This window comes from Serratia sp. CY74737, from assembly GCF_052166775.1.
GTDB lineage: Bacteria > Pseudomonadota > Gammaproteobacteria > Enterobacterales > Enterobacteriaceae > Serratia > Serratia ureilytica.
The window spans coordinates 77,853-97,397 of sequence record NZ_JBJNOF010000007.1 but is presented as its reverse complement, the minus strand read 5'-3'; the positions used below and the strand labels follow the sequence as shown (position 1 = coordinate 97,397).

Genomic DNA, 19,545 nt, shown 5'->3' with positions numbered 1-19,545 from the left:
TTACTCCGCCGCGTCGTCGAAGCGGAAGACTTCCCGGCACACCTCAACCAGCGTCGCGTTTTCGCTGCTGCACAGCCGGGTCCAGCGGGTCAGCCCATCGGCGTTCGACTTGGGGGTTAACGCCACCGCCAGCCCCTGCAGCGTTTGGGTGCCGGTCAGCGTGATTACGCCTTTAACGACTTTCACCCCGCTGACGTAACGCGACGCGCCGCCGCTGGGAATGCCTTTGCTGCCGGCTTCACAGCCGGCGGGCGCGCCTTCATCCAGCACGCACAACTCGACCGCCAACTTATATGGCGCCATGGTTTGCAGCATGTCGGTCATCGCCGCTTTCTGGATGTAGCGCTGGTAGGCGGGAATGCCGATGGCGCTGAGGATGGCGATGATGGCGATCACCACCATCAGTTCGATCAGGCTAAAGCCGCGTTGCGTTTCCATGCGTTGTTTCCTCCATAAGGGTGTGGAAAACAACGGTAGCGGTTTGCGCGGGGGAACGGCGAGCGGGTTTTACGCGTTTCTCGGCGTGCTTCCATCAGTATTGATGTCGTTTGCAGCGGAGGGAAAAACGGTGCGAGGGGCTTCGCAAATCTGCGTTAACGCCCCCGGCGGCGGCCGGGGGCGAGGGGATCATTTGAAGCGCATCGACAGATCGAGCGCGGTCACATGTTTGGTCAGCGCGCCGACCGAAATGTAATCCACGCCGGTCTCGGCGAAGGTGCGCAGCGTCTCGCTGGTGACGTTGCCGGACACCTCCAGCTGGGCGCGGCCCTGGGTTTGGGCGACCGCCTGACGCATCATCTCGACGCTGAAGTTGTCCAGCATGATGATGTCGGCGCCGGCGTCCAGCGCCTGCTGCAGCTCATCGAGCGATTCGACTTCCACTTCCACCGGCACGTCGGCGTGCAGCCAGAAGGCTTTTTCCACCGCGTTTTTGATCGAGCCGGAGGCGATGATGTGGTTTTCCTTGATCAGGAAGGCATCGGACAGCCCCAGCCGGTGGTTGCTGCCGCCCCCGCACAGCACGGCGTATTTCAGCGCGGTGCGCAGGCCGGGTAAGGTCTTGCGGGTATCGAGCAGGCGAGTCCGGGTGCCTTCCAGCAGGGCCACGTAGCGGCTGACCTCGGTCGCCACGCCGGAAAGCGTCTGCACGAAGTTCAGCGCGGTGCGCTCGCCGGTCAGCATCACCCGCGCCGGGCCGCGCAGCCGGCAGAGCGGTTGGTTCGGCGTCAGACGGTCGCCGTCCGCCACCAGCCACTCCACCTGCACCTGATTGCCCAACTGAATAAAGACTTCGTTCAGCCAGCGGCGGCCACAGAACACGCCGGCTTCGCGGGTGATGACGGTGGCTTCGGCCTGTTTGTCTGCCGGTAACAATTGCGCGGTAATATCGCGCCCGGCGTCGACTTCACCCCCCAGGTCTTCGCGCAGCGCCTGGGCGACGGCATAGGGAATATCACTTTCAATTCGTTCAAGAAGCTCGGTGCGGCGACGGTCGGCACTGTAGCGGCGTGTCGGCATGGAAAACTCCGAAATGGACGGTTAGATCGTAGGGGAACATGCTACTCTGTTGCAGGAATAAGTACCACCGCAGAGAGGTGTCTGATGCAGTTGGAAAATGGCTGGATTGTCGGGGTGACGCGAGTGGTTTCGCCGCACTGCGATCGGCGCCCGGATGACGAGCCGCCCTCGCTGCTGGTCATCCATAACATCAGCCTGCCGCCCGGCGAATTCGGTGGCCCCTATATCGACCAGCTGTTCACCGGCACGCTCGATCCCGCGCAGCACCCTTATTTCGCCGAGATCCATCAGCTGCGAGTGTCTGCGCACTGTCTGATCCGCCGCGACGGGGAGATCGTGCAGTATGTGCCCTTCGACCAGCGCGCGTGGCACGCGGGCGTTTCTCTGTATCAGGGGCGCGAACGGTGCAACGATTTCTCCATCGGCATCGAGCTGGAAGGCACCGACCAGTTAGCCTACACCGAGGCGCAATATCGCACGCTGCAGGCGGTCACCGCGCTGCTGGCCGAACATTATCCGCCGCTGGTGGCCAATATCGCCGGGCATTGCGATATCGCCCCCGGCCGCAAAACCGATCCCGGGCCGGCGTTCGATTGGGATCGCTATCTGGCATCTCTGGAACAACGCGGCGCGCCCGCCGACGCTATGCTTGAGACAAGAAAAAGGGAGAGGAATCGCTAATGACGCTGTTTACGCTGTTGCTGGTTTTGGCCTGGGAGCGCCTGTTCAAGCTGGGGGAACACTGGCAGCTGGATCATCGCCTCGAAGTGGTATTTCAGCGGCTGCATCGGGTTTCGCTGGCGCAGACGCTGGCGATGACCGCCGCCTGGATGGTGATCGTCTGGGGCGTTCTGTGGTTGTCGCACGGGTTATTCTTCGGCGTGGTGACGCTGCTGCTGTGGATCGTCATCGATCTGCTGTGCGTCGGCGCCGGCATCAAGCGCAAACACTATCGCGCCTACCTGAAAGCGGCGCGGCAGGGGGATACCCATGCCAGCGATCAGATGGCGGAAGAGCTGGCGTTGATCCACGGTTTGCCGGTGGACTGCAGTGAAGAGCTGCGTCTGCGCGAGCTGCAAAACGCGCTGCTGTGGATCAACTTCCGTTATTACCTGGCGCCGCTGTTCTGGTTCGTGGTCTTTGGGCCGTACGGGCCGATCGCGCTGGCGGGATATGCCTTCCTGCGCGCCTATCAAACCTGGCTGGCGCGCCACAATACGCCGCTGGAGCGTTCGCAGTCGGGCATCGATCATCTGCTAAACTGGCTGGACTGGATCCCGGTGCGTTTGGCCGGGGTGGCCTATGCGTTGTTCGGCCACGGCGAGCGCGCGTTGCCGGCCTGGTTCGCCTCACTCGGCGATCGGCATTCGTCGTCGTATCAGGTGTTGACGCGGCTGGCGCAGTTCTCGCTGGCGCGCGATCCGCATATGGATCCGGTGCAAACGCCGCGGGCGGCGGTGACGCTGGCGCGCAAGGTGACGATGATCATCGTGGTGGTGGTGGCGCTGTTGACCATTTACGGCACGCTGCTGTAAACCGCCGTGAAAAACAAAACGGGCGCCTCGGCGCCCGTTTCTTTTTTGCCATCCGGCCGGGATTACAGCTTGGCGAAGCAGCGACGCGCGGCGTCGACGGTGCGCTGGATGTCTTCCTTGCTGTGCGCCACGGACATGAAGCCCGCTTCGAAGGCGGACGGCGCGAGATACACCCCCTCTTCCAGCATCAGGTGGAAGAAGCGCTTGAAGCGTTCCACGTCGCACTGCATCACGTCCTGGTAGCAGGTGACCGCCGGCGCGTCGGTGAAGAACAGGCCGAACATGCCGCCGACGTTGTTGACCACCAACGGAATATTCTCTTCCTGCGCCGCGTGCAGCAGGCCAGCGGCCAGCATCTCGGTCAGTTCGGTCAGCGTCTGATGCACGCCGACCTGCGACACTTCGGTCAGGCAAGCGTAGCCCGCTGCCATGGCGATCGGGTTGCCGGACAGGGTGCCCGCCTGGTAGACCGGGCCGGTCGGCGCCAGCGCGTCCATCACCTCGCGACGGCCGCCGAAGGCGCCCACCGGCATGCCGCCGCCGATGATTTTGCCGAGGCAGGTCAGATCTGGCTCGACGCCGTAATAGGATTGTGCGCCGGCCAGCGCGACGCGGAAGCCGGTCATCACTTCGTCGATGATCAAGAGCGCGCCGTACTTGTCGCACAGGGCGCGCAGGCCCGGCAGGAATTCCGGCAGCGGCGGCACGCAGTTCATGTTGCCGGCGACCGGCTCGACGATGATACAGGCGATCTCGGACGGGTACTGTTCGAAGGCGGCGCGCACCGAATCCAGATCGTTATAGGTGCAGGTCAGGGTGTGTTTGGCGAAGTCGGCCGGCACGCCCGGTGAGTTCGGCTGGCCGAGGGTCAGCGCGCCGGAGCCGGCTTTCACCAGCAGGCAGTCAGCGTGGCCGTGGTAGCAGCCTTCGAACTTGATGATTTTATCGCGGTTGGTGTAGCCGCGCGCGAGGCGGATAGCGCTCATGGTGGCTTCGGTGCCCGAATTCACCATGCGCACCATATCCATCGTCGGCACCAGCTCGGTGACCAGCTGCGCCATTTTGACTTCCATCTCGGTCGGCGCGCCGAAGCTCAGGCCGCGCTGCGCCGCTTCGATCACCGCGTCGCGGATCGCCGGGTGGTTATGCCCCAGCACCATCGGCCCCCAGGAACCGACATAGTCGATATAGGCCTTGCCGTCGGCATCGAACAGGTAAGCCCCGTCTGCACGCTCGATAAACAGCGGCACACCGCCCACGCCGGTGAATGCACGCACCGGAGAGTTTACCCCGCCGGGGATCAACTGTTGCGCCTGGGCGTACAGACTTTCGGACTTGCTGTGTAGGCTCATAAATCGGCTCCTGGATTCTCTTTTGAATGATTTGACCGCGCTATTCTAGAGGAGAGCGCCGCGTTATGAAACGATCACAGTCAGATACCATTAACGGCAGCGCCCGCCGCCGGGTTGGGGTAGAATTATCGCCCTGCCTATTTGTATTACAAATTACCTGACGAATCACTCGCGATGACAGAATCACAATCACAGCCAGTCGGGACGTTGAGCCCGCGTCTTAGCCGCAGCGATGCGGTGCGCCAGTTTATCCGCCGCGATAAAACGCCGGTGGCGATCCTGTTGATGGCCGCGTTGGTGGGGACGCTGGCCGGTTTGCTCGGCGTGGCCTTCGATAAAGCGGTTGAGTGGGTGCAGCAGCAGCGGCTGGCTTCGCTGGCGCAGGTCGCCGACTTCTGGATCCTGGTGTGGCCGCAGGCGTTTATCTTGTCCGCCGCGCTGGCGGCGCTGGGTTATTACCTGGTGCGGCGCTTTGCGCCTGAGGCGGGCGGTTCGGGCATTCCTGAGATCGAAGGCGCGCTGGAGGAGCTGCGGCCGGTGCGCTGGTGGCGCGTGATACCGGTGAAATTCATCGGCGGCATGGGAACGCTGGGGGCGGGCATGGTGCTGGGGCGCGAAGGGCCTACGGTACAGATGGGCGGCAACGTCGGGCGCATGGTCTTGGACGTGCTGCGCATTCGCGGCGCCGAGGCGCGCCATTCGCTGCTGGCGACCGGGGCCGCCGCCGGGCTGTCCGCCGCGTTCAACGCGCCGCTGGCCGGCATTCTGTTTATCATCGAAGAGATGCGGCCGCAGTTTCGCTACAACCTGATCTCGATTAAAGCGGTGTTTATCGGCGTTATCATGTCGAGCGTGGTGTTCCAGCTGTTCAACGGCCAAGGCTCGGTGATCGCGGTCGGCAAACTCGCCTCGGCGCCCATCAACACCTTGTGGCTCTATCTGGTGCTGGGCGCGATATTCGGCGCGGTGGGCGTGGGATTCAACGCGCTGATCTTTCGCACTCAGGACATGTTCGCGCGCCTGCACGGCGGCAAAATGCGCAATGTGCTGCTGGTGGGCGGGCTGCTCGGCGGCGTGTGCGGCATTCTGGGGCTGATCCAGCCGGAGGCGGCGGGCGGCGGCTTTGGGCTGATCCCGATCGCCGCGGCGGGCAATTACAGCGTCGGCATGTTGATGTTCATTTTCATTACCCGCATCTTCACCACGCTGCTGTGCTTCGGTTCCGGCGCGCCGGGCGGCATCTTTGCGCCGATGCTGGCGCTGGGCACGCTGTTCGGCACCGCCTTCGGGCTGGCGGGGGCGCATTTGTTCCCGCAGTACGGCATCGAGGCGGGCACTTTCGCCATCGCCGGCATGGGGGCGTTGTTCGCCGCCACGGTGCGCGCCCCGCTGACCGGCATCGTGTTGGTGCTGGAAATGACCGACAACTACCAGCTGATTTTACCGATGATCATCACCTGCCTCGGCGCTACGGTGGTGGCGCAGCTGCTCGGCGGCAAGCCGCTGTATTCGTCGATCCTGGCGCGCACCCTGCAACGGCAGGAGGCGCAGTTGGCGCGGGAAGCGGCGGAGAAAACAAGTAAAGAAAATACAACAAATGCGGTGAATACTTGAACGCAACACTCAGGTATCGGATAATCGTTAATATTAATCAGGCAGCCCTGGTCGCGATCTGATGCTGAACAATGTTGGGAGTAAAGAGTATGAGTGATGAAACGGCACTGCCCCTGCAATTTACCGAGGCAGCAGCAAACAAGGTCAAGTACCTGATTGCTGACGAAGAAAATCCGAACCTGAAGTTGCGGGTTTATATTACCGGCGGCGGCTGCAGCGGATTCCAGTACGGTTTCACTTTTGACGACAAGGTCAACGATGGCGACATGACCATCGAGAAGCAGGGCGTGGCGCTGGTGGTCGATCCGATGAGCCTGCAGTATCTGGTTGGCGGTTCGGTGGACTACACCGAAGGGCTGGAAGGATCGCGCTTCGTGGTGACCAACCCGAATGCCAAAACCACCTGCGGTTGCGGTTCGTCGTTCAGCATCTGAGTTTGTCTGTCAGAATATCAACCCGCTCGCTTTCCGGCCGGCGGGTTTTTTTATGCCTACCATTCCACAAGGATCACTGCCACGCCGTTCTCCTGGGCCGGTGGGCTGTGGATGATATTCGGCTGTGCCGTCGCGTGGCTGCATTCGCCCCGCAGGGCGGCGGCTCAGCGTTCGAGAATAAAGGCGGGCAGCTTGAGGTGCCAGCGGATGGCCGCCAGCCGAATGGCCAGCGTGATGACCATGCCCAGCATCATGGCCTGTTGCAGCGGCATGTTGAAGGTGTAAAACGCCGTGGCGTGTGCGATGCCACCGATGATGCAGGCGGTGGCGTAAATTTCGGTGCGCAGGATCATCGGGATCTCGCGCGCCAGCACGTCGCGGATAATGCCGCCGCCGACGCCGGTGATCACTCCCATGCAGATCGCCACCAGCGGGCCGGTGCCGGCTGCGAAAGCCTTGTTGACGCCGATGCCGACGAACACCGCCAGCCCGACGGCGTCGAGCACCGGCAGCACCCATTGCGGCAGACGGCGCGGCTGGCGCACCAGCAGCAGCGTCAAGACGCAGGTGATCATCGCCACCACCAGATCGGTGGGATCCTTGACCCAGAACACCGGGCCGTTGGCCAGCGCCATATCGCGGATGGTGCCGCCGCCGACCGCGGTAACCACGCCCAACACCAACACGCCGAACGGATCCATGCGCAGTTTGCCGGCCAGCAGTACGCCGGAGACGGCGAACACCGCCGTACCGAGAATATCCAACCAGAACACCAGCATCAGCGGATCTCCGCCAGCTGGCGGCACAGTTGTTGCGCCGCCAACAGCAGCCGCGGCCCGCCGCGATTGAACCAGTCTTCATTCAGCGCGATCACCGGCACCTGCAGCTGCGGCGCCCAGAAGGCTTTCACATTGGCGGCCTCTTTCGCGCCGCCGGTGATGACGATGGCCTGGGGTTGGCGCGCCAGCACCTGCTCGCGGCTGATCTGCGGCCAAGGCGTGCGGCTGTCGGCGAAGATGTTCTGCGCGCCGCACAGCGCCAACACCTGGCTCTGCAGCGTGGCGCCGGAGCTGGTGAACAGCGGCTGGGTGCCGAACTGCAGCAACACGCGTCGCGGAGGGTTATCGGCGTACTGTTGCCTGAGATCGGCGAACTGGCGGCGAAGGCCGGCGGCGGCCTGATGCGCCTGGTCCGGGTGCGGGCTGTATTGCGCCAGCTTATCCAGCAAGCCGGCGATCCCTTCGAGATTATCGGCGTCCGCATAGAAGATCGGGATGCCGAATGCGGCGAGCTGATCCAGCACGCGCTGCGGATTGCCGCCGCGCCAGGCGAGGATCAGATCCGGCTTGAGCGCCAGCACCCGCTCCAGGTTGATGCCCTGCCAGGAGGCCACCTGCTCCAGCCTGGCGGCCTGCGGCGGATAATCGGAATAGGCGCTCGCCGCCACCAGCACCTCGCCCATGCCGGCGGCATAGGCGAGTTCGGTCGCATTGGGCGCCAGGCTGATCACTCGCTGGGCGGCCCCGGCCGGCAGGGCCAGCCAGAACGCCAGCAGCCAGAGCGCCGAGGTGAAGCGCAGCCTCACATCAACCGCGCTTGGCCAGGGTTTGCAGCATGGCGTTGACCATCAGCGTAGACTGCTTGGCCGCTACCACCAGGAACTCGTCAAAGCTCATGTGCGACTCGCTGTCGGCGACGTCGGAAATGGCGCGCACCACCACGAACGGCGTGCCGAACAGATGGCAGACGTGGGCGATCGCCGCGGCTTCCATTTCCACGGCGGCGACGCGCGGGAAGGTGGCGCGGATGCGCGCCAGCGGCTCGGCGCCGTTGATGAAGGCGTCACCGCTGCAGATCAGGCCGCGCACCGCGTGCAGATCCAGCTGTTTGATGCAGCTTTCCGCCAGCGCGATCAGTGCGTCGTCGGCGACGAACGCCGCCGGGCAGCCGGCCATCTGGCCCGGCTCGTAGCCGAAGGCGGTGACGTCGGCGTCGTGGTAGCGCACTTCTTCCGACACCACGATGTCGCCCACGCGCAGCGTGCTGGCCAGGCCGCCGGCGGAGCCGGTATTGATCACCACGTCCGGGCTGCAGTGCTCCAGCAGCAGGGTGGTGCCCATGGCTGCGGAGACTTTGCCGATGCCGGATTTCAGCAGGGCCACTTCAACGCCGCCGATCTGGCCGGTGTAGATTTCGCAGCCCGCGCGCTGGATGGTTTGACGGTTTTCGATTTGATCGCGCAGCAGGGTGACTTCCTGCTCCATTGCGCCGATGATGCCTACTTTCATAAATAACACTCGCTGATTGGCCGTGAGAATTGCGGCATAGTCTATCATGGCTGTGTATCAGAGATAATGCGTTGCATCCGCCGCCGGGAATTGTTATCACGGGGGCAGGGCGCAACGGCGGAGAAACAGATGTCCGGGATCGACTTCAAGCAAAAAATCAGCTTCCAACGGCCTTTCAGCAAACCGATCGAGGCCGAGGAAGAGTACGACATCGTGCGGCAGTTCGAGAGCGATCGCGGGCGCATCGTCAACTCGGCCGCCATTCGCCGTTTGCAGCAAAAAACCCAGGTGTTTCCGCTGGAGCGCAACGCGGCGGTGCGCAGCCGCCTGACGCACTCGATGGAGGTGCAGCAGGTTGGGCGCCATATCGCCAAAGAGATCCTCAACCGCTTCAAACAGGCGGGTAAGATCGATGAATTCGGCCTGACCCGGCTGCTCGATCCGTTTGAGAGCATCGTGGAAATGGCCTGTCTGATGCACGATATCGGCAATCCGCCGTTCGGTCACTTCGGCGAGTCGGCGATCAACGACTGGTTCGCCCAGCGGCTCGATCCTGCCAGCTGCGGCAGCGAGCCGGGCAGTCACGATCGCTGCCAGGTCGCGTCGCTGCGGCTGCATGAAGGGGAGAGCGATCTGAACCGGCTGCGCAGCCGGATCCGTCAGGATCTCAGCCATTTCGAGGGCAACGCCCAGGCGATCCGCATGGTGTACAGCCTGCTGAAACTCAATCTGACCTACGCGCAGGTCGGCTGCATTTTGAAATACACCCGCCCGGCTTATTGGGCGGGCGACATCCCCGCCAGCCACAGCTATTTGATGAAAAAGCCCGGCTATTATCTGGCGGAAGAAGCCTTTGTCGATAGGCTGCGGCGCGAGCTGCACATGGGCGAGTTCGATCGTTTTCCGCTGACCTACATCATGGAGGCCGCCGACGATATCTCATACTGCGTGGCCGATCTGGAAGACGCGGTGGAGAAGAGCATTTTCACCGTCGAGCAGCTGTATCAGCACCTGATTCAGGAGTGGGGCGAGGTGGTGCCGGGCGATCTGTTCGACAAGACCGTCGCCAGCGCGTTTCGCAAGATCGACCGCGGCGGCGCGCGGCGCAGCGCGGAAGATCAGTTCTTCATGTATCTGCGGGTGTTTACCGTGGCGCGGCTGGTGCCGCACGCGGCGCAGCGATTTATCGACAATCTTGACGCGGTTTATCAGGGCAGTTTCAATCAGGCGCTGCTGGAAGATTCCAGCCCGGCCTATCAACTGCTGAAAATATTTAAAAATGTGGCGTTCAAGCACGTGTTCAACCACCCGGAGGTCGAGCAGCTCGAGCTGCAAGGCTACCGGGTGATCAGCGGCCTGCTGGACATTTACAGCCCGCTGCTGGCGATGTCGCTGGCGGACTTCAGCCGGTTGGTGCGCGAGGACAGCCATCGCGCTTACCCGATCGAAACGCGCCTGTTCCACAAGCTGTCCACCAAGCATCGGCTGGCTTATGTGGAAGCGGTAGAAGGGCTGCAGCATTTATCGCCGGAGCAGCAAACCATTCGGGAATATTATTTCCGCGCGCGTTTATTGCAGGACTATATCAGCGGAATGACCGACCTTTATGCCTATGATGAATATCGTCGATTAATGGCGGCGGAATAATTAAGCGGAGGAATAATTATCAGCAATTCCAACCGGTTGGCTGTCTCGAGTTTTGTAAAGACGAACAATATTTGTTTACTATTGCCAATCATCTGTGCCGGAACTTCGGGCTATTAATTAACTCTGAATAAGCACGCAAGACAGCCATTCTTTTTTGAACGACTTTATAAGAGACACACAGATGAAAAAAACCGCATTAGTTCTGAGCGCACTGGCATTCAGCATCGGTATGGCGATGGGCCCGGTTACGGCCAGCGCCGCTGAAACCGCGTCTTCCAGCACCCAGCAGTTGCCGAGCCTGGCGCCGATGCTGGAGAAGGTGATGCCTTCCGTCGTGAGCATTAACGTTGAGGGCAGCACCACGGTCAATACGCCGCGCATGCCGCAACAGTTCCAACAGTTCTTCGGTGAAGATTCGCCGTTCTGCCAGGACGGTTCACCGTTCCAGGGCTCGCCGATGTGTCAGGGCGCTGAACAGCCCGGACCGGATGGCCAGCAGCCGCAGGGCACGCAGCAGAAATTCCAGGCGCTGGGCGCCGGGGTGGTTATCGATGCCGCCAAGGGCTATGTGGTGACCAACAATCACGTGGTGGACAACGCCAATAAGATCCAGGTGCAGCTGAGCGACGGTCGTCGTTTCGACGCCAAAGTGATCGGCAAGGATCCGCGTTCCGACATCGCCCTGATCCAGTTGAAAGATTTCAAGAACCTGACGGCGATCAAGATGGCGGACTCCGATCAGCTGCGCGTCGGCGATTACACCGTGGCGATCGGCAACCCGTACGGGCTGGGTGAAACCGCTACCTCGGGCATCGTGTCCGCCCTGGGGCGCAGCGGCCTGAACATCGAAAACTACGAAAACTTTATCCAGACCGATGCGGCAATCAACCGCGGCAACTCCGGCGGCGCGCTGGTTAACCTGAACGGCGAGCTGATCGGCATCAACACCGCGATCCTGGCACCGGACGGCGGCAACATCGGCATCGGCTTCGCCATTCCGAGCAATATGGTGAAAAACCTGACGGCGCAAATGGTCGAGTATGGCCAGGTGAAACGCGGCGAGCTGGGCATCATGGGCACCGAGCTGAACTCGGAGCTGGCCAAGGCGATGAAGGTCGACGCGCAGCGCGGCGCCTTCGTCAGCCAGGTAATGCCGAAATCTTCCGCCGCGAAGGCGGGCATCAAGGCCGGTGACGTGATCGTCACCATGAACGGCAAGGCCATCTCCAGCTTCGCCTCGTTCCGGGCAGAGATCGGCACGTTGCCGGTCGGCAGCAAGATGTCGCTGGGCATTATCCGCGACGGCAAGCCGATAACGATTGACGTCACGCTGGAGCAAAGCGCGCAGACCCAGGTGGCCTCGGGCAATATCTACACCGGCATTGAAGGCGCCGAGCTGAGCAATACCCAGGTCGGCAACGTGAAAGGCGTTAAGGTCGACAGCGTGAAAGCCGGCAGCGCCGCCGCACGCATCGGCCTGAAAAAGGGCGACGTGATCCTGGGCGTGAACCAACAGCCGATCCAGAACCTGGGCGAGCTGCGTAAAATCCTCGACAGCAAACCGTCGGTGCTGGCGTTGAATATTCAGCGCGGCGATAGCCAGCTGTACCTGCTGGCGCAGTGATAAACGTCAGGCGCTAAAAGCAACAAAGGCACGCTACGGCGTGCCTTTTTGCATTATGGCAATGGCATGAGGATTCAGGCCGGTTGCGCCAGATGCGCGCGCGCCGCGTGGATCACCAGTTCAATCTCATCCAACAGCTCCAGCCACTCCGGCTCCAGTTCGTCGTTGGTGATGCCCTGGCGCAGCTGCCGCTCGAGGTAGAAACACAGCTGCTTGAGGCGCGGCACGCCGCTGTAGCTGCAGCTGCCGTGCAGCTTATGGACCAGGTCGAGGATCTCGTCGTCGTGTTGCCCCTCGAGCAGCGCCTGCACCCGTTCGCGCACCTGCGGCAGGAAATCGAGCAGCATTTGCAGTAGATCGCGCGCCAGATCCGGTTTATTGGCCGCCTGGCGCAGCGCCAGCGGCCAGTCGAGCGACAGCGGGGCATCGTCGGCGACGGCGCTTTCCACGTCGCCGCTGTGGTAGCGCGACAGCACGCGGGTTAGCATTTTCTCGTCGATCGGCTTGGCCAGGTAGTCGTCCATCCCCGCCTGCAGCAGATGCTCGCGTTCGCCGCTGGCGGCATGGGCAGTGACGGCGACGATCGGCGTGGAGTTGTGGTGCGGCAGTTGGCGGATCAGTTCGCTGGCGTGAATGCCGTCCATCTTCGGCATTTGAATGTCCATCAGGATCAGATCCAGCACGTTGTTGCGCGCCAGCGCCAGCGCTTCCTCACCGCTCTCGCACAGCAGCGTTTTTTCCACCTGTTCGCCCAGCAGCGTGCCGATCAGCTTCAGGTTGGCCGGGTTGTCGTCGACCGCCATCACCGTCAGCGGCAGACGTTTGCGCTCAGGCGGGGCGGCGAGCCGATCGGGCGTTTCCATTCTCAGCAGCGGGAACAGACGCGTGCTGGTGATAGGCTTGATCAGGCAGCCGAGCGCGCCTTGTTGCTTAAGCAGCTCGGCGTCGATCTGCGCCTGGCACGGCAGCGCCAGAATGACCCGATCGGCCAGCTTCAGCGAGGCCAACAATTTGTCCTGATGCTGCGCCATGTTGTCGCGGAACGGGATCGGCACGCCGGCCAGCAGGAAATCGTAATGGCCTGACGGCAGCTGGCCCAGCGTCGGCGAGTGGGTGATCACCAGCTGCGTGACGCTGAGCATGTTGAGCGTCGCCTGTGCCGCCGTCGGGTTGGACTCGATGTAGGCGAGCGTTTTGCCGTTCAGATCCGGCAGGTTCGGCGCCAGCGACAGCATGCCCTCGTTCAGATCCAGCGTGATGTGGAACCAGAAGGTCGAGCCGCGATTCAGCTGGCTGTGGAAGCAGATGTCGCCGCCCATCTCCTTCACCAGCTTTTGCGTGATCACCAACCCCAGCCCGGTGCCGCCGTGGCGGCGGGAGATGCTGGCGTCCGCCTGACGGAACGCCTGGAACAGCTGCGACTGCTGGCGTTCGGAGATGCCGATGCCGGTGTCGTGGATCTGCACTTCCACTTCCACCCGGCGCTCCAGCTGTTTGCGCAGCTCGACGCGAATATCGATATTGCCGGTTTCGGTGAACTTGATGGCGTTGCCCAGCAGGTTGGTGATGATTTGCTGCAGGCGCAGCGAGTCGCCGATCACCTGCTCCGGCACGTCGTTGTGCACATCCAGCGTCAGCTCCAACCCTTTGTCATGGGCGCTGGGGGCCAGCAGCACCACCACTTCGTCCAGCGTTTCGCGCAGGGCGAACGGAATATGCTCCAGCACCAGTTTGCCGGCCTCCAGCTTGGAGAAGTCCAGCACGTCATTGATGATGGTCAGCAGGTTGTTGGCCGAGCGCTCGATGGTCTGCAAATAGTCGGTTTGGGTCGCGCTCAGATCGGTTTTCAGCATCTGGCGGGTAAAACCGATCACGCCGTTGAGCGGGGTACGCAACTCGTGCGACATGTTGGCCAGGAATTCGGACTTGATGCGCGCCGCCTCCTGCGCGCGTTTTTTCGCCAGATCCAGTTCGACGTTCTGGATCTCCATCTGCTCCAGCGTTTCACGCAGGTCAGACGTGGCCTGATCGATGTTCTGCTGCATCTCTTCATGATAGGCGGTGAGCGACATCGCCATCGAGTTGATGCCGTTCTTCAGCATGTGCAGCTCGCCGAGCATGTAGCCCTCCACGCGGCTGTCGAGCTGGCCGCGGCGGATGCGATCGACGGTGTTCACCATGTTGCGGATCGGGCCGGTCACGTCGCGCATCAGGCGGTAAGCGAACAGGATGGCGATGCACATGCACAGCAGCAGCAGCAGGGTGGAGACGAACACCTCTTTATACTGCTGCAGCCGCACCGACTGCAGATCCAGCTCGATCGCCACATAGCCCAGGTTGTTGTCGGGGTGGCTGCCGCCGTCGGCGGTTTCATCCGGATACTGATTTTCCGACAGGATCGGCGTGCGCAGGATCAGCGAATCGCCGCGCCGGGTGAGCATCAGTTCGGTGGGCAACGGCACGCCTTTCGGCAACTGCAGCTGAGCGAAGTTGTGGTGATAATTGGAGGTGACGAACAGGTTGTTCTGCGCATCGAACACGGTGATCGACCGCACGATGTCCGAATGGCGGCGGTGCAGCAGGCTGACCAGTTGCCTGACCGATTCGCGGCTGCGGAACGTCATGCCGTACTCGCTGGCTACCGCCAGCGGCTCGATGATGCTGGCGCCGGCGTCGACCAATTGCTCCTGCAGCTCGTTATAGCGGTGCACCACGAAGAAGGTGCTGAGCAGCAAACCAATCAGCAAGGTCGGGGCCAGAATCAGGATCATCATGCGCGCACGCAGGCTGTATTTGGTCATGGGATTCCAATGTGGGAGAATTGACAGCTGACACTAGCTTAATGAACCAGCACACAATCGACAAATATGGCGCAATTCTACTCTCCCAAACGCCGCGTGACGACCCGGCAGAGCTCACAAATCTTCACCGTGACGGTGAGCGATCTCGATCCTTTCGGCCAGGGCGTGGCGCGCCACGACGGCAAAGCGGTGTTCGTGCCGGGCGTATTGCCGGGCGAGCAGGCGGAAATCCAGCTGACCGAAGACAAGCGCCAGTTCGCCAAAGGCAAGCTCAAGCGCCTGCTGAGCCGCAGCCCGCAGCGGGTGGAGCCGCGCTGCCCGCATTTCGGCGTGTGCGGCGGCTGCCAGCAGCAACATGCGGATGAGGCGCTGCAACAGCAGAGCAAGGCGGCGGCGCTGGTGCGCATGATCGCCCGCGAAACCGGAGTAACCCCGCAACAGGAACCGGTGATCGCCGGCCCGGAATACGGCTATCGCCGCCGCGCCCGCCTGAGCCTGGCGTGGCAGCCGAAGCTGCAGCGCCTGATGATGGGGTTTCGACAGGCGGCCTCCAGCGAGCTGGTGGCGGTGGAGCACTGCCCGGTGCTGCGCCCGGAGCTGGAACAGCTGCTGGCGCCGGTGCGCGCCTGCCTGAGCGGGCTGCAGGCGGTGCGGCGGCTGGGGCATGTGGAGCTGGTGCTGGCGGATAACGCCCCGCTGCTGGTGCTGCGCCATCTCGATGCCCTGAAAGAGGCGGATCGCCAGGCGCTGTTGGCGTTTGGCGAGCGGGAAAAGGTCGCCGTTTATCTGGCGCCGGACAGCGATCGGGTGGAAAAACTGTGCGGTGAAACGCCGTATTATCAGGTTGACGGGCTACGCTTAGACTTCAGTCCGCGCGACTTTATTCAGGTCAATGACGCCGTAAACCAACAAATGGTGGCGCAGGCCCTTGAATGGCTCGACATTCAACCCAATGATCGGGTGCTGGACCTGTTCTGCGGCATGGGGAATTTCACCCTGCCGCTGGCGCGCCGCGCCGCTGAGGTGGTGGGCATCGAAGGTGTTGCCACGCTGGTAGCGAATGGGCAATATAATGCACATAAGAATAAGCTGAATAATGCGTCGTTCTTCCATGAGAATCTGGAGGACGACGTTGAGCGGCAACCTTGGGCAGCACAAGGGTTTGATAAGGTGATGCTGGATCCCGCCCGCGCCGGTGCGGCCGGGGTGATGTCACACATTGTAAAACTGGCGCCGGCGCGGGTGGTGTATGTTTCCTGTAACCCCACCACGCTGGCTCGCGACAGCAAAGTGCTGTTGAACGCCGGTTATCGTCTTGCGCGCGTGCGGATGTTGGATATGTTTCCGCACACGGGGCATCTTGAATCAATGGCGCTGTTTATCAACGAGCGCGCGCCAGAGGTCGCTGCAAAGTAGGGAGAAGTTATGGTTGCGGTAAGAAGTGCACATCTGAATACGGCGGGTGAGTTCGCTCTCGATGAGTGGATCGCCGGCTTGGGGCTACCCAACCCGCAGTCATGTGAGCGATTGGCCGCAACCTGGCGTTATTGTGAGCAGCAGACCCAAAACCATCCCGACGCCTCGCTGCTGTTGTGGCGCGGCCTGGAGATGGTGGAAATCCTCTCGACGCTGAGCATGGACAACGACAGCATGCGCGCCGCGCTGCTGTTCCCGCTGGTGGATGCCGGCATCGTGCAGGAAGAGATCCTGACGGAAACGTTCGGCAAGGGCATCGTCGCCCTGGTGCATGGCGTGCGGGACATGGACGCTATTCGCCAACTGAAAGCCACCCAAAACGATTCGATGGCCTCCGAACAGGTCGACAACGTGCGCCGCATGCTGCTGGCGATGGTGGAGGATTTCCGCTGCGTCGTCATCAAGCTGGCGGAGCGCATCGCCCACCTGCGCGAGGTGAAAGACGCGCCGGAAGACGAACGCGTGCTGGCGGCGAAAGAGTGTTCCAACATCTATGCGCCGTTGGCTAACCGGCTCGGCATCGGCCAGCTGAAGTGGGAGCTGGAGGATTTCTGCTTCCGCTACCTGCACCCGGAAGAATACAAGCGCATCGCCAAGCTGCTGCATGAGCGCCGCATCGATCGCGAACAGTTCATCGACGATTTCGTCGCCGGGCTGCGCGCCGAGATGGCCAAAGAAGGCATTCGGGTGGAGATCTACGGCCGGCCGAAACACATCTACAGCATCTGGCGCAAGATGCAGAAAAAGCACCTGGCGTTCGACGAACTGTTCGACGTGCGTGCGGTGCGCATCGTGGCGGAGCGTCTGCAGGATTGCTATGCGGCATTGGGCATCGTGCATACCCACTTCCGCCATCTGCCGGATGAGTTCGACGACTACGTCGCCAACCCCAAACCCAACGGCTACCAGTCGATCCACACCGTGGTGCTGGGGCCGCGCGGCAAAACCGTCGAGATTCAGATCCGCACCCGGCAAATGCATGAAGACGCCGAGCTGGGCGTGGCCGCACACTGGAAGTACAAAGAGGGCGCGGGGGTTACCGTGCGCTCCGGCTATGAAGAGCGCATCGCCTGGCTGCGTAAGCTGATCGCCTGGCAGGAAGAGATGGCGGACTCCGGCGAGATGCTCGACGAAGTGCGCAGCCAGGTGTTCGACGATCGGGTCTATGTATTTACCCCGAAAGGCGACGTGGTCGATCTGCCGGCCGGCTCCACGCCGCTCGATTTCGCCTACCACATTCACAGCGACGTTGGTCACCGCTGCATCGGCGCCAAGATCGGCGGCCGCATCGTGCCGTTTACCTATCAGCTGAAGATGGGCGATCAGATTGAGATCATCACCCAGAAACAGCCGAACCCGAGCCGCGACTGGCTGAACCCGAACCTGGGCTACGTGACCACCAGCCGCGGGCGCTCGAAGATCCACAACTGGTTCCGCAAGCAGGATCGCGACAAGAACATTCTTGCCGGCCGCCAGATGCTGGATAACGAATTGGAACACCTCGGCATCAGCCTGAAAGAGGCCGAGAAGCTGCTGATCCCGCGCTACAACATGAACTCGCTGGACGAGGTGCTGGCGGCGATCGGCGGCGGGGACATTCGCCTGAACCAGATGGTGAATTACCTGCAGGGCAAGTTCAACAAGCCGAGCGCCGAAGAGCAGGATCGCGAGGCGCTGCGCCAGCTGGTGCAGCAGAAAGCGCCGCCGCCGGCCCGCAACAAGGATAACGGCCGCGTGGTGGTGGAGGGCGTGGGCAACCTGATGCACCACATCGCCCGCTGCTGCCAACCGATCCCGGGCGACGACATCGTCGGCTTTATCACCCAGGGGCGCGGCATCTCGATCCACCGTGCGGACTGCGATCAGCTGGCCGATTTGCAATCGCATGCGCCGGAGCGCATCGTCGATGCGGTGTGGGGCGAAAGCTACTCCAGCGGTTATTCGCTGGTGGTGCGCGTGATGGCCAACGATCGCAGCGGGCTGCTGCGCGATATCACCACCATTCTGGCCAACGAAAAGGTCAACGTGCTGGGCGTCGCCAGCCGCAGCGATACCAAGAAGCAGTTGGCCACCATCGATATGGACATCGAAATTTATAACCAGCAGGTGCTGGGCCGGGTGCTGGCGAAGCTGAACCAGCTGCCGGACGTGATAGACGCCAAGCGTCTGCACGGCAACTAACTCCTGCGCCTTTCGGGCCGCATCCGAGGTCGATGCGGCCTGAACTCCATCAGTTCCGGCGGACATGTCCGTGCGCCCCCATTTTCTCAGAGATTTTTTATGACCCAATCCACTCCGCTGCAGCGCCTGCTGAACATCATGAAAACGCTGCGCGACCCGCAGAACGGTTGCTCATGGGACCGTAAGCAAACCTTCGCCACCATCGCGCCCTACACGCTGGAAGAGACTTACGAAGTGCTGGACGCCATCGAACGGCAGGACTACGCCGATCTGCGCGACGAACTGGGCGACTTGCTGTTCCAGGTGGTGTTCTACGCCCAGATGGGGCAGGAACAGGGGCTGTTCGATTTTGATGAGGTGTGCACCGCCATCAGCGACAAGCTGGAGCGCCGTCATCCGCACATCTTCGGCGACGCTGAGGGCGGAGACAGCGAAGCCGTGGCGGCGCGCTGGGAGCAGCTCAAGGCCGGCGAGCGCGCCGAAAAAGCGCTGCACTCGGTGCTGGACGACATTCCGCAGGCGTTGCCGGCGTTGATGAAGGCGCACAAGATCCAAAAACGCTGCGCCTCGGTCGGCTTCGACTGGAACACGCTGGGCCCGGTGCTGGACAAAGTGTATGAAGAGATCGACGAAGTGATGCACGAAGCCCGCCAGGCGGTGGTCGATGAGAGCAAGTTGGAAGAGGAGATCGGCGATCTGCTGTTCGCCACGGTGAACCTCTCGCGCCATTTGGGCCACAAGGCCGAGAACGCATTGCAGGCGGCCAACCGCAAGTTCGAACGCCGCTTCCGCGAGGTGGAGGCGATCGTCAAGCAACGCGGGCTACGCTTGGAAGACGCCACGCTGGAGCAGATGGAAGACGCCTGGCAACAGGTGAAACGCCAGGAAAGTTGAATCGCTGCAACGACAATGTTGAATGTTGATCACAAACAAGGTTCACTCAGGCTGAAACGGTTAAGCTTACGGTCAGGTCACAGGCGCAGGGCTGCCGTCGGCAGCAAAAGGCCAACAAACTGAAATCTAAGGTGTTTTATCGCTCGAGAGGGGCGGTAAAAAGAAATTTTCTCCGCTAACT

At 61.9% G+C, this 19,545-nt stretch carries 16 protein-coding genes; 9 read left to right on the top strand and 7 right to left on the bottom strand.

Annotated features, from left to right (window positions below):
• Together ppdD and nadC are read right to left on the bottom strand one after the other, a co-directional pair.
• Positions 1-438 carry a prepilin peptidase-dependent pilin gene (gene ppdD, locus ACJ8PE_RS11805; protein WP_033651664.1) on the bottom strand — a complete coding sequence of 146 codons (438 nt, stop codon included), beginning with the start codon at positions 436-438 and terminating at the stop codon, positions 1-3.
• A 189-nt stretch (positions 439-627) separates the two neighbouring features.
• Positions 628-1,518, bottom strand: coding sequence for a carboxylating nicotinate-nucleotide diphosphorylase (gene nadC / locus ACJ8PE_RS11800; protein WP_197793024.1), 891 nt, complete (start codon positions 1,516-1,518; stop codon positions 628-630).
• An 84-nt stretch (positions 1,519-1,602) separates the two neighbouring features.
• On the opposite strand from nadC, the gene ampD reads away from it, so the two are divergent.
• Entirely contained in the window at positions 1,603-2,199 is a 597-nt protein-coding gene (gene ampD, locus ACJ8PE_RS11795) for a 1,6-anhydro-N-acetylmuramyl-L-alanine amidase AmpD (RefSeq protein WP_197793023.1), read from the top strand.
• Entirely contained in the window at positions 2,199-3,053 is an 855-nt protein-coding gene (gene ampE, locus ACJ8PE_RS11790; RefSeq protein WP_033631795.1) for a beta-lactamase regulator AmpE, read from the top strand. The genes ampD and ampE overlap by 1 nt, the downstream gene beginning before the upstream one ends.
• A gap of 62 nt (positions 3,054-3,115) precedes the next feature.
• On the opposite strand, the gene hemL is transcribed toward ampE, so the two are convergent.
• Positions 3,116-4,405: a glutamate-1-semialdehyde 2,1-aminomutase gene (hemL, locus tag ACJ8PE_RS11785; RefSeq protein ID WP_197760805.1), complete on the bottom strand. Its 1,290-nt coding sequence runs from the start codon at positions 4,403-4,405 to the stop codon at positions 3,116-3,118.
• A 174-nt stretch (positions 4,406-4,579) separates the two neighbouring features.
• Between hemL and clcA the strand changes: the two genes are divergently transcribed.
• Positions 4,580-6,019, top strand: a complete 1,440-nt coding sequence (clcA, locus tag ACJ8PE_RS11780; protein ID WP_197793022.1) for a H(+)/Cl(-) exchange transporter ClcA — start codon at positions 4,580-4,582, stop codon at positions 6,017-6,019.
• Positions 6,020-6,108: 89 nt separating this feature from the next.
• Entirely contained in the window at positions 6,109-6,453 is a 345-nt protein-coding gene (gene erpA, locus ACJ8PE_RS11775; protein ID WP_033641865.1) for an iron-sulfur cluster insertion protein ErpA, read from the top strand.
• 164 nt (positions 6,454-6,617) lie between these two features.
• On the opposite strand, the gene ACJ8PE_RS11770 is transcribed toward erpA, so the two are convergent.
• From ACJ8PE_RS11770 to mtnN, 3 genes are read right to left on the bottom strand one after another with little or no spacing between them, the layout of a single operon-like run.
• Complete coding sequence (locus tag ACJ8PE_RS11770) at positions 6,618-7,232, bottom strand: TRIC cation channel family protein (RefSeq protein WP_047025210.1); 615 nt, start codon at positions 7,230-7,232, stop codon at positions 6,618-6,620.
• Complete coding sequence (btuF, locus tag ACJ8PE_RS11765; protein WP_047025211.1) at positions 7,232-8,038, bottom strand: vitamin B12 ABC transporter substrate-binding protein BtuF; 807 nt, start codon at positions 8,036-8,038, stop codon at positions 7,232-7,234. Before btuF ends, ACJ8PE_RS11770 begins: the two co-directional genes overlap by 1 nt.
• Before the next feature lies 1 nt (position 8,039).
• Positions 8,040-8,741, bottom strand: coding sequence for a 5'-methylthioadenosine/S-adenosylhomocysteine nucleosidase (mtnN, locus tag ACJ8PE_RS11760; RefSeq protein ID WP_019455094.1), 702 nt, complete (start codon positions 8,739-8,741; stop codon positions 8,040-8,042).
• A gap of 129 nt (positions 8,742-8,870) precedes the next feature.
• On the opposite strand from mtnN, the gene dgt reads away from it, so the two are divergent.
• Positions 8,871-10,388 (top strand): dGTPase, encoded by a 1,518-nt coding sequence (gene dgt / locus ACJ8PE_RS11755; protein WP_099785551.1) that lies wholly within the window; start codon positions 8,871-8,873, stop codon positions 10,386-10,388.
• A gap of 181 nt (positions 10,389-10,569) precedes the next feature.
• Positions 10,570-12,012: a serine endoprotease DegP gene (gene degP / locus ACJ8PE_RS11750; protein WP_033641869.1), complete on the top strand. Its 1,443-nt coding sequence runs from the start codon at positions 10,570-10,572 to the stop codon at positions 12,010-12,012.
• Positions 12,013-12,086: 74 nt separating this feature from the next.
• On the opposite strand, the gene barA is transcribed toward degP, so the two are convergent.
• Positions 12,087-14,813: a two-component sensor histidine kinase BarA gene (gene barA, locus ACJ8PE_RS11745; RefSeq protein WP_033641870.1), complete on the bottom strand. Its 2,727-nt coding sequence runs from the start codon at positions 14,811-14,813 to the stop codon at positions 12,087-12,089.
• A gap of 66 nt (positions 14,814-14,879) precedes the next feature.
• Here barA and rlmD point away from each other — a divergent pair, with 66 nt between their 5' ends.
• The 3 genes from rlmD to mazG all read left to right on the top strand — a co-directional run bounded on the left by rlmD (position 14,880) and on the right by mazG (position 19,364).
• Entirely contained in the window at positions 14,880-16,229 is a 1,350-nt protein-coding gene (gene rlmD, locus ACJ8PE_RS11740; protein ID WP_197793018.1) for a 23S rRNA (uracil(1939)-C(5))-methyltransferase RlmD, read from the top strand.
• A 9-nt stretch (positions 16,230-16,238) separates the two neighbouring features.
• Positions 16,239-18,470 carry a GTP diphosphokinase gene (relA, locus tag ACJ8PE_RS11735; protein ID WP_033641872.1) on the top strand — a complete coding sequence of 744 codons (2,232 nt, stop codon included), beginning with the start codon at positions 16,239-16,241 and terminating at the stop codon, positions 18,468-18,470.
• Positions 18,471-18,569: 99 nt separating this feature from the next.
• The gene (mazG, locus tag ACJ8PE_RS11730; RefSeq protein ID WP_116286807.1) at positions 18,570-19,364 is read left to right on the top strand and encodes a nucleoside triphosphate pyrophosphohydrolase; all 795 of its coding nucleotides are present in this window, start codon (positions 18,570-18,572) and stop codon (positions 19,362-19,364) included.
• Positions 19,365-19,545: the final 181 nt, after the last annotated feature.

Coding starts and splice junctions, on each gene's coding strand:
- ACJ8PE_RS11770 (WP_047025210.1), bottom strand. CDS start 7,232: ATGCTGGTGTTCTGGTTGGATATTCTCGGTACGGCGGTGTTCGCCGTC.
- mazG (WP_116286807.1), top strand. CDS start 18,570: ATGACCCAATCCACTCCGCTGCAGCGCCTGCTGAACATCATGAAAACG.
- ppdD (WP_033651664.1), bottom strand. CDS start 438: ATGGAAACGCAACGCGGCTTTAGCCTGATCGAACTGATGGTGGTGATC.
- degP (WP_033641869.1), top strand. CDS start 10,570: ATGAAAAAAACCGCATTAGTTCTGAGCGCACTGGCATTCAGCATCGGT.
- mtnN (WP_019455094.1), bottom strand. CDS start 8,741: ATGAAAGTAGGCATCATCGGCGCAATGGAGCAGGAAGTCACCCTGCTG.
- ampE (WP_033631795.1), top strand. CDS start 2,199: ATGACGCTGTTTACGCTGTTGCTGGTTTTGGCCTGGGAGCGCCTGTTC.
- ampD (WP_197793023.1), top strand. CDS start 1,603: ATGCAGTTGGAAAATGGCTGGATTGTCGGGGTGACGCGAGTGGTTTCG.
- dgt (WP_099785551.1), top strand. CDS start 8,871: ATGTCCGGGATCGACTTCAAGCAAAAAATCAGCTTCCAACGGCCTTTC.
- relA (WP_033641872.1), top strand. CDS start 16,239: ATGGTTGCGGTAAGAAGTGCACATCTGAATACGGCGGGTGAGTTCGCT.
- barA (WP_033641870.1), bottom strand. CDS start 14,813: ATGACCAAATACAGCCTGCGTGCGCGCATGATGATCCTGATTCTGGCC.
- erpA (WP_033641865.1), top strand. CDS start 6,109: ATGAGTGATGAAACGGCACTGCCCCTGCAATTTACCGAGGCAGCAGCA.
- rlmD (WP_197793018.1), top strand. CDS start 14,880: ATGGCGCAATTCTACTCTCCCAAACGCCGCGTGACGACCCGGCAGAGC.
- nadC (WP_197793024.1), bottom strand. CDS start 1,518: ATGCCGACACGCCGCTACAGTGCCGACCGTCGCCGCACCGAGCTTCTT.
- hemL (WP_197760805.1), bottom strand. CDS start 4,405: ATGAGCCTACACAGCAAGTCCGAAAGTCTGTACGCCCAGGCGCAACAG.
- clcA (WP_197793022.1), top strand. CDS start 4,580: ATGACAGAATCACAATCACAGCCAGTCGGGACGTTGAGCCCGCGTCTT.